Raw genomic sequence first — 13,238 nt, 5'->3', positions numbered from 1 at the left:
GATTGACAAGCTGCGTTTTGATGAGCGATACCGTCAGCGAAAAGGGCGCGAACTTTGCGTCCCGATGAAGATTTCATATGGGAGGATGACATGGCGGCGAACGTCCGGCTTCTGGAAAACCGGTGGGATGATGCTTACGCGGCAGGCCTCGATGAGCCTGGCAAGCTGCTCTATCGCTCCAACCTGCTCGGCGCCGACAAGCGCATCACCAATTACGGCGGCGGCAACACCTCGGCGAAGGTGCTGGAAACCGATCCTCTGACCGGCGGCAAGGTCAAGGTACTCTGGGTCAAGGGATCGGGCGGCGATGTCGGCACGATCAAGCTCGACGGTTTCGCGACGCTCTACCAGGACAAGCTGGAATCGCTGAAGAGCATCTACAAGGGCGTCGAGGACGAGGACCGCATGGTCGGCTTCCTGCCGCACTGCACCTTCAACCTGAACGCCCGTGCCGCCTCGATCGACACGCCGCTGCATGGTTTCGTGCCTTTCACCCATGTCGACCACATGCATCCTGACGCGATCATCGCGATCGCCGCGTCGAAGAATTCGAGGGAATTGACGCAGCAGATCTTCGGGGACGAGATCGGTTGGCTGCCCTGGCGTCGTCCTGGCTTCCAGCTCGGCCTCGACCTTGGCGCATTCGTCGCCGCCAATCCGAATGCCAAGGGTGTCGTGCTCGAAAGCCACGGCCTCTTTACCTGGGCTGATGACGCCAAGGCCTGCTACGAGCTGACGCTCGACATCATCAACAAGGCGATCGTCTGGTTTGCCGAAAAGACCGAGGGCAAGACGATTTTCGGCGGTGCGCTCACTGAGAGCCTGGCCGTCGCCGAACGCCGCGCCATCGCCGCCCGGCTGATGCCGGAGATCCGTGGCCGCATCGGCAAGCAGGAGCGCAAGCTCGGACATTTCGACGATCAGGACGCTGTGCTCGAATTCGTCAACTCCCGGGATCTACGCCCGCTCGGCGCACTCGGCACCAGCTGCCCGGATCATTTCCTGCGCACCAAGATCCGCCCACTGATCGTCGATTTCGACCCGGCCAAGCCGGATGTCGACGCGATCGTTGCCGGTCTCGACAAGGCGCTGGAGGATTACCGCGCCGACTACGCCCGCTATTACAACGACTGCAAGCATGACAATTCGCCCGCCATCCGCGATGCCAATCCCGTCATCTTCCTCGTTCCTGGCGTCGGCATGCTGTCCTTTGCCCGAGACAAGGCGACGGCTCGTATTGCCAGCGAATTCTACGTCAACGCCATCAACGTCATGCGCGGCGCCTCGACGGTCTCGGAATATCAGGGCCTGCCGGAGCAGGAGGCCTTCGATATCGAATACTGGCTGCTCGAAGAGGCCAAGCTGCAGCGCATGCCGAAGCCGAAGAGCCTTGCCGGCCGCGTCGCCTTCGTCACCGGCGGCGCCGGCGGCATCGGCCGGGCGACGGCCGCGCGCCTCGTCGGCGAAGGTGCCTGTGTGGTGCTTGCCGATATCGACCAGGCAGCACTCGAGGGCACCGAAGCCGATTTCGTCAAGAGTTATGGCGCTGACGCCGTGCGCAGCGTTCGGCTTGACGTCACCAAGGAAGATGCGGTGATCGCCTCCTTCGCGGAAGCCTGCGTTGAATTCGGCGGCATCGATATCCTCGTCTCGAATGCCGGCATTGCCTCGTCCGCGCCAATCGAAGCCACCGAGCTGTCGACGTGGAACCGCAATATCGATATTCTGGCGACCGGCTATTTCCTCGTCTCGCGCGAAGCGTTCCGCCTGTACCGCCGTCAGGCGCTCGGCGGCAACGTTATCTTTGTCGCTTCGAAGAATGGTCTTGCCGCCTCGCCGAATGCATCTGCCTATTGCACCGCAAAGGCTGCCGAAATCCATCTCGCCCGCTGCCTGGCGCTGGAAGGCGCGGATGCCGGCATCCGCGTCAACACCGTCAATCCGGATGCTGTCCTGCGCGGCTCGAAGATCTGGAGCGGCGAATGGCGCGAGCAGCGCGCTGCCTCGTCCAAGATCGAGGTGGACGATCTCGAGGAACATTACCGCAAGCGTTCGATGCTGAAACTCAACGTGTTTCCGGAAGATATCGCCGAGGCGATCTATTTCCTCGCATCGGACCTTTCGGCAAAATCGACCGGCAACATTATCAATGTCGATGCCGGCAATGTGCAGAGTTTTACGCGGTAAGAGGGTCGCTCTTCTCCCCGGCGGGGAGAAGATGCCGGCAGGCAGATGAGGGGACGCAGAGCGAAGCGATGCGTGTTCTGGGCGGGGCAGCGAAGGACCATTAATGTCCTACCCGGCCGCCCCCTCATCCGACCCTTCGGGCCACCTTCTCCCCGCTGGGGAGAAGGGAAGAAAGAAACAATCGGGAGGAAGAAATGGCCGAATTCAGGATCGCGCAGGATCTGGTTGCGACGGATAACGACAAGCGGGCAACAGCGCTGAAAGCCGATTACGAGGCACTGGGCGCGACGCTTGCCCGTCGCGGCGTCGATATCGAAGCAGTCACCCGGAAGGTTGCGGAATTCTTCGTCGCCGTTCCCTCTTGGGGCGTCGGCACCGGCGGCACGCGTTTTGCCCGTTTCCCCGGCACCGGCGAGCCGCGCGGCATCTTCGACAAGCTCGACGATTGCGCCGTCATCAACCAACTGACGCAGGCGACGCCGAATGTCTCGCTGCATATTCCCTGGGACAAGGCCGACGCCAGGGAGTTGAAGGCCAAGGGTGATGCGCTCGGCCTCGGCTTCGATGCGATGAATTCCAACACCTTTTCCGATGCGCCCGGCCAGGCCCATTCCTATAAATACGGCTCGCTCAGCCACACCGATGCGGCAACACGGGCGCAAGCGGTCGAGCACAATCTCGAATGCATCGAAACCGGCAAGGCGCTCGGCTCCAAGGCACTGACGGTCTGGATCGGCGACGGCTCGAACTTCCCCGGCCAGAGCCATTTCACCAAGGCTTTCGAGCGTTACCTCGCCTCGATGGCGGACATCTACAAGGCACTGCCTGATGATTGGAAGCTGTTCTCCGAGCACAAGATGTACGAGCCGGCCTTCTATTCCACCATCGTGCAGGATTGGGGCACCAACTACCTGATCGCTCAGACGCTCGGCCCCAAGGCCTATTGCCTCGTCGATCTCGGTCACCATGCGCCGAACACCAATATCGAGATGATCGTCGCCCGCCTGATCCAGTTCGGCAAGCTCGGCGGTTTCCACTTCAATGATTCGAAATATGGCGACGACGATCTCGACGCCGGCGCGATCGATCCCTACCGGCTGTTCCTCGTCTTCAACGAACTGGTCGATGCCGAGCAGCGCGGCGTCAATGACTTCAACCCGGCCCATATGATCGACCAGTCGCACAATGTCACCGACCCGATCGAAAGCCTGATCAACAGCGCCAACGAAATCCGCCGCGCCTATGCACAGGCGCTGCTCGTCGACCGCAAGGCGCTCTCCGGTTACCAGGACGACAACGACGCGCTGATGGCATCGGAAACGTTGAAGCGCGCCTATCGCGCCGATGTCGAGCCGATCCTCGCCGAAGCCCGACGCAGGGCCAGCGGCGCGATCGACCCGATCGCCGTCTATCGCGCCAGCGGCTATCGCAAAAAGGTGGCGGCCGAGCGCCCGGCATCCGCTGCCGGCGGCGGCGGCATCATCTGAACGACCGATTGTTTCGCATGGCCTGAAGCCATGCTGATTAGGGATGATGGTTGCCGGCAGCGCAGGGGTGACGCGCTGCCGGCGTCCCGCCGTTTACGGCTTCCAGGCTCCGGCGATCTGGCGGGTGGCGATGTTCAGCCGGTTCCAGACATTGATATTGGCGATGGCGATGACGAGTGCCGCAAGGCTCCTACCGTCATAATGCCGGGTCGCTTCGTCCCAGACATCGTCCGGCACAGGGTCGGCGCGGTCGCTGACACGGGTGACTGCCTCGGTCAGCGCAAGGGCTGCCCGCTCGGCATCCGTGAAATAGGGCGAGTCACGCCAGGCGCCGATGGCGAAGAGCCTTTCGTCGGTTTCGCCGAGCTTCTTTGCAATACGAGGATGCCCGTCGACACAGACGCTGCAGCCGTTGATCTGGCTGGCGCGCAGGTTGACGAGTTCGAGCAGCTTCGGCGAAAGGCCGGTTTCGACCGGCACCTTGCTGAGCGCATTGAGCGCCTGCATGGCCGCGGGAAGGACGAGGGCGGGGTTTCCCATTCTCTCCTGCATGGTATGTCTCCTTGATGCGTTTACTGTTGTTCGACGATCCGCCGGCGCTGTCACATCGGCCGGGTTTCCTTCGTCATGGCTTTGACGGAACGCAGCGGAGGAATGTGACAAATGGACGAGAAAAAATGGCTGGCCGATGAGTTCGAGGCGAACAGAGCGCATCTGAGGGCCGCAGCCTATCGCATGCTCGGCTCACGCAGCGAGGCTGATGATGCCGTTCAGGAGGCCTGGCTGCGGCTCAGCCGCACGGATACGACAGGGGTCGGCAATCTCGGCGGCTGGCTGACGACGGTGGTGGCGCGCATCTGCCTCGACATGCTGCGCGCCCGCAAGACCCGGCGCGAGGAACCGCTGGAGGTGCCCGCCCATGGCGGGATCGCCGATCCTACGGAGGATCCCGAGCGCGAAGCCGCCTTTGCCGATTCGGTCGGTCTGGCACTGCTCGTCGTGCTGCAGACGCTGGCGCCCGCCGAACGCGTCGCCTTCGTGCTGCACGACATGTTCGACCTGCCCTTCGACGAGATCGCGCCGATCATCGGCCGCTCGTCCGCGGCCGCCCGCCAGCTCGCGAGCCGCGCCCGCCGCCGGGTGCAGGGTTTGGACGAGGCACCTGATGTCGATCTCGGCCGCAAGCGGACGATCGCCGAGGCCTTTCTGACGGCGTCGCGCAACGGCGATCTGGAGGCGTTAATCGCGGTGCTTGCCCCTGACGTCGTCTTCCGGCCCGATGCGACGGCGGCCCGCTTCGGCACCATTGGCGAAATGCGCGGCGCAGCTCACGTGGCCGAAGCCTTCAAGGGTCGGGCGCAGGCGGCAGAAATCGCCGTCGTCGACGGTGAGCTCGGATTCGTCGTCGAGATCGGGGGCCAACTCCGCGTGGTGGTGGCGCTGACGATCGCCGATGGCAGGATCGCCGCGATCGACGCCATCGCCGATCCGGATCACCTGGAACGGCTTGACTATTCGATCCTTCGAGATTGAAAACAAACGCGAATTTATCGGATCTTCGAAACGGGCGCGCTTCGGAAGGAACGCACCGCTTACGTTTCCTCAGTGGTGACGGCCACGTCATTTTTCTTGACAGCGGCGTCCTCAGCTTTATTCTATTATAAAGACTTATATAGCATAATTATGGAATTATGGTGACCCGGTGCCCTGAGGCGCCATCTCTAGCTTCCTCATTACTCTTCCAGAGCAACCCGCAGACGGATGACCGAGAAGCGATCCCGGTCCGAGACTTCGAAAGGAATGCATGTCATGCCCGGCGACCAGGCGAAGAAGCCGCTTCTCCTCACCAATGTCAAACCGATCGCTTTCGGTGCGGGCACATCCGAGGGGGCAATCGATATTCTCGTCAATGCAGGCGGCAGGATCGCCGAGATCGGTCCGTCCCTTTCAGTCTCGCAGGATGTGACGCGCATCGACGGCAAGGGCGCCTTCATTTCGCCGGGCTGGGTCGACCTGCACGTGCATATCTGGCACGGCGGCACTGATATTTCCATCCGTCCCTCCGAATGCGGCGTCGAGCGCGGCGTCACCACGCTGGTCGATGCCGGTTCGGCCGGTGAGGCGAATTTTCATGGCTTCCGCGAATATATCATCGAGCCCTCGCGCGAGCGCATCAAGGCCTTCCTCAATCTCGGCTCGATCGGTCTTGTGGCCTGCAACCGCGTCGCGGAATTGCGGGATATCCGCGATATCGATCTCGACCGCATCCTCGAAGTTTATGCCGAAAACAGCGAGCACATCGTCGGCATCAAGGTGCGCGCCAGCCATGTCATCACCGGGTCCTGGGGCGTCACGCCGGTCAAGCTTGGCAAGAAGATCGCCAAGATTTTGAAAGTGCCGATGATGGTGCATGTCGGCGAGCCGCCGGCGCTTTATGACGAAGTGCTCGAGATCCTCGGCCCCGGCGACGTCGTCACCCACTGCTTCAACGGCAAGGCCGGGTCGAGCATCATGGAAGACGAGGACCTCTTCAATCTCGCCGAGCGCTGCGCCTCCGAGGGCATCCGTCTCGACATCGGCCATGGCGGCGCCTCCTTTTCCTTCAAGGTCGCCGAGGCGGCGATTGCGCGCGGGCTTCTGCCGTTCTCGATCTCGACCGACCTGCACGGCCATTCGATGAACTTCCCGGTCTGGGACCTGGCGACGACGATGTCGAAGCTGCTCAGCGTCGGCATGCCTTTCGACAAGGTGGTGGAAGCCGTCACCCATGCGCCGGCATCCGTCATCAAGCTGTCGATGGAAAACCGGCTTTCGGTCGGCTCGCAAGCGGAATTCACCGTTTTCGATCTGGTCGATTCCGATCTCGAGGCGACGGATTCCAACGGCGACGTCTCGGTCCTCAACAAGCTGTTCGAGCCGCGCTATGCCGTGATGGGCGCCGATGCCTTTGCCGCCAGCCGCTATGTGCCGCGGGCGCGCAAGCTGGTGCGCCACAGCCACGGCTATTCCTACAGGTAGGATCCGCTGAAAAGCGCAATGCTCAGCGGTTGCGCCAGCCCATCAGCTTTTCGATCCGTTCCGCTGAACTACGCACATGGGCCGTATAGTGGTTCTCGTCGGAAAAGGCCTTCTGTTCCGGCAGCACGATGGAAATGGTGGCGACGCACTGGCCATCGCGATCGCAGATCGGCGAGGCGATGCAGGCAACCGCATAATCGGATTCCCCCGCCTGGATCGACAAGCGCGACTCGAAGGCTTTGCCGGCGGCTTCCGACAGCGTACCCGGATCGATCTCGGCGCGGCCGGTCGGTGAAGAGCGGGCGCAGCGCTTGAACAGTTCGATGCGCTCCTGCTCGGGCAGGTGGCCGACGAGCAGGCGGCCGGAGGCCGTCCAGTTGAGCGGCACCCGGGTGCCAACGCGGGACGCGACCTGGAAGTGGCTCGGGCCGTCGGCCATGGCGAGCACCAGCATATAGTCGCCGTCGCGACCGCAGACCTGCACGGTTTCGCCGGCCTGGCGGCAGAGATCGTGCATTTCGTGGGTGGCGATGCTCATGAAATCCAATGACCGTGCATAGGCAAGGCCGTAGTGGTAGAGCCGCGCGCCGAGCCAGATCGAGCCGTCCGTCTGACGCGTCAGCATGTTCTTCTCGACGAGATCATCGACGATGACGTAAACGGTCGAAAGTGGCGCCTTCACCGCCTTGGCGATCGCATAGACGCCGGCGGGCGATCCGGTCTCATAAAGATGATCGATCACCTGAAGCGCCCGGTCGATGCCGCTGACACGCGCGCGGCGTGCCCCCTTGCCATCGGCCTCGCTGGCAACGCCTTCATCTTCGGAGTAAACTGCGGATGATGTTTTTCCGTCCAATTCCACGCACCTCATGAAAACTGCGATCATGTTACATTACTATGGCATAGCGGTCGCTATGGCAAATCGCAATATTTCGTGGGTTGATCGCATGGGAGGCTGAGTGATACCCACGATATCGTCCACTTCATAACAGCCGATAATGCGCACCTACGATGCTGCAAGCTTTTGCCAGCCCCTTGTCCAGCGTGACGAGCGTGGCGTCGCTGCCGATCGCGACAGCGAGATGCAGAGCATCACCGGCGCGAAGACCGATATTAAATTGATCGGTCATTCGTGCCGCTTCGATGAAGTGCGACCGCGATATGGGCAGGAGCTCGAAGGACGTCGAACATAGCTCCTTGAACAGCGCCAAAGCCTTGCTGCGATCGTCCGGATCGAGTTGTCCGTTTCTCGCCTTAAGCGCGATGGCGCTCGAAAATTCGGTGATCGTCCAGCCGCTGACCGCGATCTCCTCGAATTGACGCGCTGCCAGCCATTGCTGCACGTCGTCCGTGCGGGTTTCGATCGTCCAGGCGGCGACGAGGACTGATGTGTCGATATAAAGCATCAGTAGCGATCATTGTCGCGCATGTCGCGGATGAAGGTCGCGGAATCGACCGGCTTGGCCGGCGGCTTCATCGAGGCGGTCAATGCCTTCAGCCGCGCGACATCGACCGGCTTTTTGCGCGTCTTGACGGGCACGAGCTGCGCCACCGGCTTGCCATGGCGCAAAATCTCGACGGTTTCGCCAGCTTCGACGCGATTGAGCAATTCGCTGAGATGGGCCTTGGCTTCCGCTAAATTAACACTCGCCATGACACCCTCTTGATGACCAATTTTCTAGTCATTTTAGTCCGAAAACAAAACTGCCGCAAGACCGCTGGAACAACAAGTCTTAGCCTGAGTTTGCCCCCTGAACACAGGAGGTCATGATGCCAAATTACCCGACACCCCCTTTTCCATCCCAGAAACAGCCGATGCCTGGTTTTACCGCGCAGATGGATCCTATTCCCGATCACGGCGAGGAGAGTTATCGCGGCGCCGACAGGTTGAAAGGCAAGCGGGCGATCATCACCGGCGGCGATAGCGGCATCGGCCGGGCGGTGGCAATCGCTTACGCCAGGGAAGGTGCCGATCTGGTGATCTCCTATCTCGACGAGGATGAGGATGCCGATGAGACGAAACGGCTCGTCGAGCAGGCTGGACGCAAGGCTATTCTCTTCAGCGGCGACATCCAGGATCCGGCCCACTGCCGGCAGATCGTCGAGACGGCGGTCAAGGAACTTGGCGGTATCGACATTCTGGTCAACAACGCCGCGCATCAGGCAAGCTTCAAGAGCATTGACGAGATCAGCGACGAGGAATGGGAGCTGACCTTCAAGGTCAACATCCATTCGATGTTCTACCTGACCAAGGCAGCCGTCGCCCATATGAAACCCGGCAGCGCCATCATCAACACGGCCTCGATCAATTCGGACAGTCCGAACCCGACGCTGCTTGCCTATGCGACGACCAAGGGCGCGATCCAGAATTTCACCGCCGGCCTTGCCCAGCTTCTGGCCGAGAAAGGCATTCGCGCCAATGCGGTGGCGCCGGGGCCGATCTGGACGCCGCTCATCCCTTCGACACTGCCCGAAGAAAGCGTCAGCAATTTCGGCAAGCAGGTGCCGATGAAACGGCCCGGCCAGCCGGCCGAGCTGGCGACGGCTTATGTGATGCTGGCCGATCCCTTGTCGAGCTACGTCTCCGGCACGACAATCGCGGTCACCGGCGGCAAGCCGATCCTCTAAAGCGGCAAGGGCCGCCGTCTGGTTGTGACGGCAGCCCTTGACGGGGGCAGGGAGAGATCCCCAAGCTATTCAGGCGGCTTGTCAGCCGAAGCAGGGCATGGCCGGCAGATTGGCGCGGTTTGCGAGTGCTCCGATCATATTGCCCACCAAAGTCGAGCGCGGTTCGCGCTTGCGGGCGGCCGTTTCCAGGAGTTGCTTGAAGTCTTCAAGCTTCACGCCGTCGGCGCGCAACACCATGGCAATCAGGGGGTCGCGAAGGGCTTCGGATATCGTCAGGTCATCTCTGGTCTTTGTCATGGTTGTCCTCCTTTCGTGGGCGGTCGCCCGTGTTCCACTTTCCGCTGCCATGCCCTCGGCATTGACTTTCGCGTTTCGTGGTGTTACCGGTAAGTAACAATGCATTTGTTACCGATCGGTCACATTGATGTCAAGGACTACGTCCGCAAAAAAATCAGAAACTTCGAATGAAATCTCCGCAGCCGTTCCAGAAGATCGCATCCCGCCGCGGGAGCGTATCGTCTCGACCGCCTCGGAGCTTTTCCGCGAGCGCGGCATCCGCGGCATCGGCGTCGACGCCATTGCCGACGCGGCTCTGACCAACAAGATGACGCTGTATCGGCATTTCGGCTCTAAGGACGAACTGGTCTGCGAAACGCTGCGCCGCGCCTCCGAAAAGGCGGGTACCATCTGGCGCGATCTGGAAGCGGCCTATCCCGGCAATCCGCGCGCCCAACTGGACGCCTGGGTGGAACTGCGGGCGCAGTGTCTGAACGGCGAGCCCGCCGGCTGCGATCTCGCCAATGCCGCCATCGAGCTGAAGGGCGAGGGCCATCCCGCCCACGAAATGATCGAGCGGCACAAGGCCGAACAGCGTGATCGCTTGGCCGCGCTCTGTTCGGCGGCCGGCGCGCGCGAACCCCAGCTTCTTGCCGATACGTTGACGCTGCTGCTCGAGGGTGCCCGCGTCAGCCGCCAGGCCATGGGCGCTGCCGGCTGCTGCGGTCATTTCGCCAAGGCCTGCCACGCGGCGATCGCTTCTTTCGCCTGACCGCCCTCTCTACAGCGCCGCGCGTCTTTTCAGACGCGCAAAGGACGCAGTAGCACTTTCAATCGCTGAATTATCAGCGGGGGGAACCTTACCGCTTCCATGCCGTTTTCCCCTCACCGGGGCGATGTGGAGGCAGGGAGATGAACTACGTCTATCTCAAGCGCCTATATGACAAACGCGCCGAGCTTGAAGCCAAGCTGGAGCTTCATGATGCGCGCTATTGCTTCGGCGAGGAAGAGGTCGATGATGGCACCGACATCGATCTACGTCAGCGGTTGAGCGAGATCTCCGAGGAGATTGCTACGCTGGAGAGCAGGCCGGGCCGTTAATCCGCGCCAAGGATCTCTATCGTCCGCTCGTCGAATTTTCCCTGATAGAAATGCTCGATCGCCCGGTGGAAGGGCGAACCATGGTCGCTGATCGCGGCAAACAAGGTCATCGACGAGCGTAGCTTGAGGTCGTCGGGTGAGCCCAGAATTTCATGCGCCGAGCGGCCGCCGACGGACAGAATCGCCTCGACACAGCGCAGCAGCCGGCTTGAGAGAATGGGATCGGCGAGATAGGCGCCGGCTTCCTCGGCCGAGCGGATCGCATATTTTTCGGCCATCGCCGACGTGCCGAGGCCGGCGATTTGCGGGAAGATGAACCACATCCAATGGGAGGTCTTGCGCCCGGCTTTCAGCTCTGAAAGCGCCTGTTCATAGACGCCATTCTGAGCATCGATGAAGCGATCGAGATTATAATCGACATCACCGGCCATGGTTCTTTTCCCTTCCCGCTGTCAATGCAGCCTGGGCTCAAGGTCTCCATGCCCGGCGATCTACAGCGCCGTGCGTCTTTTGAGACGCGCAAAGGACGCTGTAGCACTTTAAATTACCGCATAATTTTATCCTTAAATCGATTCCGATTTAAGGAATTATGCGGTGGCTTTCCTGTTAGCAGACCCTCTCAGCGTAGGGGCTGCTGTCGCGGCAATGGCCGTAGGCCGGATGCTGCGGCATGTTATCGCCGGCCGGGGCGGCAATGGCCGATGTCGTCATCGAGTCTGTATTGCCGGAAGAATATGCGGCAAAACCCGCAAAGCTCAAGAGAACCAGCGCTCCGACCACGACAATGCGTTCGAAGGCCGAAAGTTTCTGTGCGCGGACATGTTCCACATAATCGCGCTCGCCTAAACCGGCGGTTTCGTCCTCTTTTACATGAAGGGTCACCATATCCTGGCGACGGCTTAAAGTTTCACAATCTGTCATTTTAATTACTCCTGCAACACATGCGGCGCCGGTCTCTCTAGAGCAAACTCTCACCCTCGTGCCGAACCGCTTCCGCATGCGTGCAGCATGTGTGTCTTCGATCGTGGCAATTGAAGGGGCGATATTCAAACGCAGTGTTCAAAAAATCGTACCAATAAACGCAAAATATCGTGAAGCTCTGGTTCACCGGAATGATCCGGGGTAGTCCAGAGAGGAACATCTTTCTTCTGGATAGTCCCATGAGCAAATCCTTCGGCGCCATGTCGGTCGCGCAACTTTCGGTCCTCATTCAAGGTGGCGCGGCCGATCCGGTCGAGGTGGCCGAGGCGGTTTTCGATTCCATCGCGAACCATGCCGACAAGGCGGTTTTCACCACTCTGCTCGAAAGCCGGGGGATGGAGGAGGCGCGCGCTTCTTCGCGACGTCTGCGGGAAGGGCGCTCGCTTGGATTGCTGGACGGCATTCCGATCGCCTGGAAAGATCTTTTCGACATCGAAGGCTTGCCGACGACGGCGGGTTCCGTCGTTCTGGCAAAGGACATGCCGGCCAAGCGCGATGCGGCTGTTGTCGCTTTGCTCAAGCAGGCGGGCATGGTCGCCGTCGGGCGCACCAATATGAGCGAATTCGCCTTTTCCGGCCTCGGCATCAATCCGCATTACGGCACGCCGGTAAATCCGCGCGGCACCGATCTCCCACGGATTCCCGGCGGCTCGTCCTCGGGTGCCGGCGTCGTCGTCGCGGCCGGGTTGGTTCCGGTCGCCATGGGCACCGATACCGGCGGCTCGGTGCGTATTCCCGCCGCCTTCAACGGCATCGTCGGCTATAAGGCGCCACGCGGCCGCCACGCGATGGCAGGCGTCTATCCGCTGGCAAAGAGCCTGGATTCGTTGGGGCCGCTCTGCCGCAGCGTCAGGGACGCGGTCTGGATCGATGCGGCGATGCGCGGATTGACGGCGCCCGCGGTCATTGAACGCCCGTTGCAAGGGCTGGAACTCATCGTGCCCGAAAACGTCGTCTTCGACGGCGCCGAACCCGGCGTCGTCGCCGCGTTCGAGGCCGCTTTGGAACGTCTTCAAAAGGCCGGCGCCCATGTTGCCCGCACCGTCATTCCCGCCTTTGACGAGATATTCGATCTGATGACGAGATATGGTCCGCTGGTCACGGCGGAGGCTTTCGCACTTCACCGCGAACGCTTGGCCGGACCGGACGCTGACAAGATGGATCATCGTGTCGTCATGCGTACCCGTCTCGGAAGCAAGACGACGCTGCCGGATTACCTGGCGATCCTCGAGGCGCGCCGCCGCCTGATCGCCGATGTCGAGCGCCTGGTCGGCGATCGGCTGCTCGCCTTTCCCACTGTTGCCCATGTCGCTCCACCGATCGGACCGCTGGAGCAGGATGACGAGCTGTTCTTCGCGACGAACAACAAGACGTTGCGCAACACTGCGCTCGGCAATTTCCTCGACTGGTGCGGCGTTTCCATTCCCTGCGGCACCGGCGAGGCTGGCATGCCGGTCGGCCTGCTGCTTTCGGCCACCGCCCATCGCGATGAAGCGCTGCTGGGGATTGCTCTTGCCGCCGAGCCGGTCATCCGCGACGATTTTGCCTGAATTGGCAATT

The 13,238-nt window shown here is 61.3% G+C and carries 15 protein-coding genes; 8 read left to right on the top strand and 7 right to left on the bottom strand.

The genetic code is table 11. The annotated features are described in order from the left end of the window. The first annotated feature begins 90 nt into the window (after positions 1 to 90). Together AC1D2N_RS14885 and rhaI are read left to right on the top strand one after the other, a co-directional pair. A complete protein-coding gene (locus AC1D2N_RS14885; protein WP_018448550.1) occupies positions 91 to 2,187 on the top strand; it encodes a bifunctional rhamnulose-1-phosphate aldolase/short-chain dehydrogenase in 2,097 nt (698 codons plus the stop codon). Between the two features lie 194 nt (positions 2,188 to 2,381). Next, on the top strand, positions 2,382 to 3,674 hold the full coding sequence (gene rhaI / locus AC1D2N_RS14880; RefSeq protein ID WP_130653928.1) for an L-rhamnose catabolism isomerase: 1,293 nt from the start codon (positions 2,382 to 2,384) through the stop codon (positions 3,672 to 3,674). A 93-nt stretch (positions 3,675 to 3,767) separates the two neighbouring features. Here rhaI and AC1D2N_RS14875 read toward each other — a convergent pair whose 3' ends face one another. Then, complete coding sequence (locus AC1D2N_RS14875; protein ID WP_018448552.1) at positions 3,768 to 4,226, bottom strand: carboxymuconolactone decarboxylase family protein; 459 nt, start codon at positions 4,224 to 4,226, stop codon at positions 3,768 to 3,770. Between the two features lie 111 nt (positions 4,227 to 4,337). Here AC1D2N_RS14875 and AC1D2N_RS14870 point away from each other — a divergent pair, with 111 nt between their 5' ends. Continuing rightward, positions 4,338 to 5,207, top strand: coding sequence for a sigma-70 family RNA polymerase sigma factor (locus tag AC1D2N_RS14870; protein WP_130653927.1), 870 nt, complete (start codon positions 4,338 to 4,340; stop codon positions 5,205 to 5,207). Positions 5,208 to 5,483: 276 nt separating this feature from the next. Continuing rightward, entirely contained in the window at positions 5,484 to 6,692 is a 1,209-nt protein-coding gene (locus AC1D2N_RS14865) for an amidohydrolase/deacetylase family metallohydrolase (protein WP_130653926.1), read from the top strand. Between the two features lie 22 nt (positions 6,693 to 6,714). On the opposite strand, the gene AC1D2N_RS14860 is transcribed toward AC1D2N_RS14865, so the two are convergent. The 3 genes from AC1D2N_RS14860 to AC1D2N_RS14850 form a co-directional block, all read right to left on the bottom strand. Next, the gene (locus AC1D2N_RS14860) at positions 6,715 to 7,563 is read right to left on the bottom strand and encodes an IclR family transcriptional regulator (RefSeq protein ID WP_032994886.1); all 849 of its coding nucleotides are present in this window, start codon (positions 7,561 to 7,563) and stop codon (positions 6,715 to 6,717) included. Between the two features lie 112 nt (positions 7,564 to 7,675). Then, positions 7,676 to 8,098 (bottom strand): type II toxin-antitoxin system VapC family toxin, encoded by a 423-nt coding sequence (locus AC1D2N_RS14855; RefSeq protein WP_018448556.1) that lies wholly within the window; start codon positions 8,096 to 8,098, stop codon positions 7,676 to 7,678. Then, positions 8,098 to 8,346 carry a type II toxin-antitoxin system Phd/YefM family antitoxin gene (locus AC1D2N_RS14850; RefSeq protein WP_018246541.1) on the bottom strand — a complete coding sequence of 83 codons (249 nt, stop codon included), beginning with the start codon at positions 8,344 to 8,346 and terminating at the stop codon, positions 8,098 to 8,100. The genes AC1D2N_RS14855 and AC1D2N_RS14850 overlap by 1 nt, the downstream gene beginning before the upstream one ends. Positions 8,347 to 8,462: 116 nt before the next feature. On the opposite strand from AC1D2N_RS14850, the gene AC1D2N_RS14845 reads away from it, so the two are divergent. Continuing rightward, positions 8,463 to 9,320, top strand: a complete 858-nt coding sequence (locus AC1D2N_RS14845) for an SDR family oxidoreductase (RefSeq protein ID WP_130653925.1) — start codon at positions 8,463 to 8,465, stop codon at positions 9,318 to 9,320. An 81-nt stretch (positions 9,321 to 9,401) separates the two neighbouring features. Here the strand turns inward: AC1D2N_RS14845 and AC1D2N_RS14840 are convergent, their stop codons facing one another. Next, the gene (locus AC1D2N_RS14840; protein ID WP_047617902.1) at positions 9,402 to 9,617 is read right to left on the bottom strand and encodes a hypothetical protein; all 216 of its coding nucleotides are present in this window, start codon (positions 9,615 to 9,617) and stop codon (positions 9,402 to 9,404) included. 127 nt (positions 9,618 to 9,744) lie between these two features. On the opposite strand from AC1D2N_RS14840, the gene AC1D2N_RS14835 reads away from it, so the two are divergent. Together AC1D2N_RS14835 and AC1D2N_RS14830 are read left to right on the top strand one after the other, a co-directional pair. Further along, the gene (locus AC1D2N_RS14835) at positions 9,745 to 10,368 is read left to right on the top strand and encodes a TetR/AcrR family transcriptional regulator (RefSeq protein ID WP_017968388.1); all 624 of its coding nucleotides are present in this window, start codon (positions 9,745 to 9,747) and stop codon (positions 10,366 to 10,368) included. Between the two features lie 140 nt (positions 10,369 to 10,508). Next, on the top strand, positions 10,509 to 10,697 hold the full coding sequence (locus AC1D2N_RS14830; RefSeq protein WP_018246545.1) for a hypothetical protein: 189 nt from the start codon (positions 10,509 to 10,511) through the stop codon (positions 10,695 to 10,697). On the opposite strand, the gene AC1D2N_RS14825 is transcribed toward AC1D2N_RS14830, so the two are convergent. Then, positions 10,694 to 11,128: a DUF1810 domain-containing protein gene (locus AC1D2N_RS14825; protein WP_018246546.1), complete on the bottom strand. Its 435-nt coding sequence runs from the start codon at positions 11,126 to 11,128 to the stop codon at positions 10,694 to 10,696. The two genes, AC1D2N_RS14830 and AC1D2N_RS14825, sit on opposite strands and share 4 nt — an antisense overlap. Positions 11,129 to 11,303: 175 nt before the next feature. After that, positions 11,304 to 11,582 carry a hypothetical protein gene (locus AC1D2N_RS14820; RefSeq protein ID WP_130653963.1) on the bottom strand — a complete coding sequence of 93 codons (279 nt, stop codon included), beginning with the start codon at positions 11,580 to 11,582 and terminating at the stop codon, positions 11,304 to 11,306. Positions 11,583 to 11,857: 275 nt separating this feature from the next. Between AC1D2N_RS14820 and AC1D2N_RS14815 the strand changes: the two genes are divergently transcribed. Then, a complete protein-coding gene (locus tag AC1D2N_RS14815; protein ID WP_130653924.1) occupies positions 11,858 to 13,228 on the top strand; it encodes an amidase in 1,371 nt (456 codons plus the stop codon). Positions 13,229 to 13,238 lie beyond the last annotated feature (10 nt).

This window comes from Rhizobium sp. P1_B8, from assembly GCF_056406515.1.
The sequence above is the reverse complement of the archived record's forward strand: the minus strand, read 5'-3'. Positions and strand labels throughout refer to the sequence as shown.

What these genes read in the sequence shown, in the direction of transcription:
- AC1D2N_RS14885 (WP_018448550.1), top strand. Translation starts at nt 91, where the DNA reads ATGGCGGCGAACGTCCGGCTTCTGGAAAACCGGTGGGATGATGCTTAC.
- rhaI (WP_130653928.1), top strand. Translation starts at nt 2,382, where the DNA reads ATGGCCGAATTCAGGATCGCGCAGGATCTGGTTGCGACGGATAACGAC.
- AC1D2N_RS14875 (WP_018448552.1), bottom strand. Translation starts at nt 4,226, where the DNA reads ATGCAGGAGAGAATGGGAAACCCCGCCCTCGTCCTTCCCGCGGCCATG.
- AC1D2N_RS14870 (WP_130653927.1), top strand. Translation starts at nt 4,338, where the DNA reads ATGGACGAGAAAAAATGGCTGGCCGATGAGTTCGAGGCGAACAGAGCG.
- AC1D2N_RS14865 (WP_130653926.1), top strand. Translation starts at nt 5,484, where the DNA reads ATGCCCGGCGACCAGGCGAAGAAGCCGCTTCTCCTCACCAATGTCAAA.
- AC1D2N_RS14860 (WP_032994886.1), bottom strand. Translation starts at nt 7,563, where the DNA reads ATGAGGTGCGTGGAATTGGACGGAAAAACATCATCCGCAGTTTACTCC.
- AC1D2N_RS14855 (WP_018448556.1), bottom strand. Translation starts at nt 8,098, where the DNA reads ATGCTTTATATCGACACATCAGTCCTCGTCGCCGCCTGGACGATCGAA.
- AC1D2N_RS14850 (WP_018246541.1), bottom strand. Translation starts at nt 8,346, where the DNA reads ATGGCGAGTGTTAATTTAGCGGAAGCCAAGGCCCATCTCAGCGAATTG.
- AC1D2N_RS14845 (WP_130653925.1), top strand. Translation starts at nt 8,463, where the DNA reads ATGCCAAATTACCCGACACCCCCTTTTCCATCCCAGAAACAGCCGATG.
- AC1D2N_RS14840 (WP_047617902.1), bottom strand. Translation starts at nt 9,617, where the DNA reads ATGACAAAGACCAGAGATGACCTGACGATATCCGAAGCCCTTCGCGAC.
- AC1D2N_RS14835 (WP_017968388.1), top strand. Translation starts at nt 9,745, where the DNA reads ATGTCAAGGACTACGTCCGCAAAAAAATCAGAAACTTCGAATGAAATC.
- AC1D2N_RS14830 (WP_018246545.1), top strand. Translation starts at nt 10,509, where the DNA reads ATGAACTACGTCTATCTCAAGCGCCTATATGACAAACGCGCCGAGCTT.
- AC1D2N_RS14825 (WP_018246546.1), bottom strand. Translation starts at nt 11,128, where the DNA reads ATGGCCGGTGATGTCGATTATAATCTCGATCGCTTCATCGATGCTCAG.
- AC1D2N_RS14820 (WP_130653963.1), bottom strand. Translation starts at nt 11,582, where the DNA reads ATGGTGACCCTTCATGTAAAAGAGGACGAAACCGCCGGTTTAGGCGAG.
- AC1D2N_RS14815 (WP_130653924.1), top strand. Translation starts at nt 11,858, where the DNA reads ATGAGCAAATCCTTCGGCGCCATGTCGGTCGCGCAACTTTCGGTCCTC.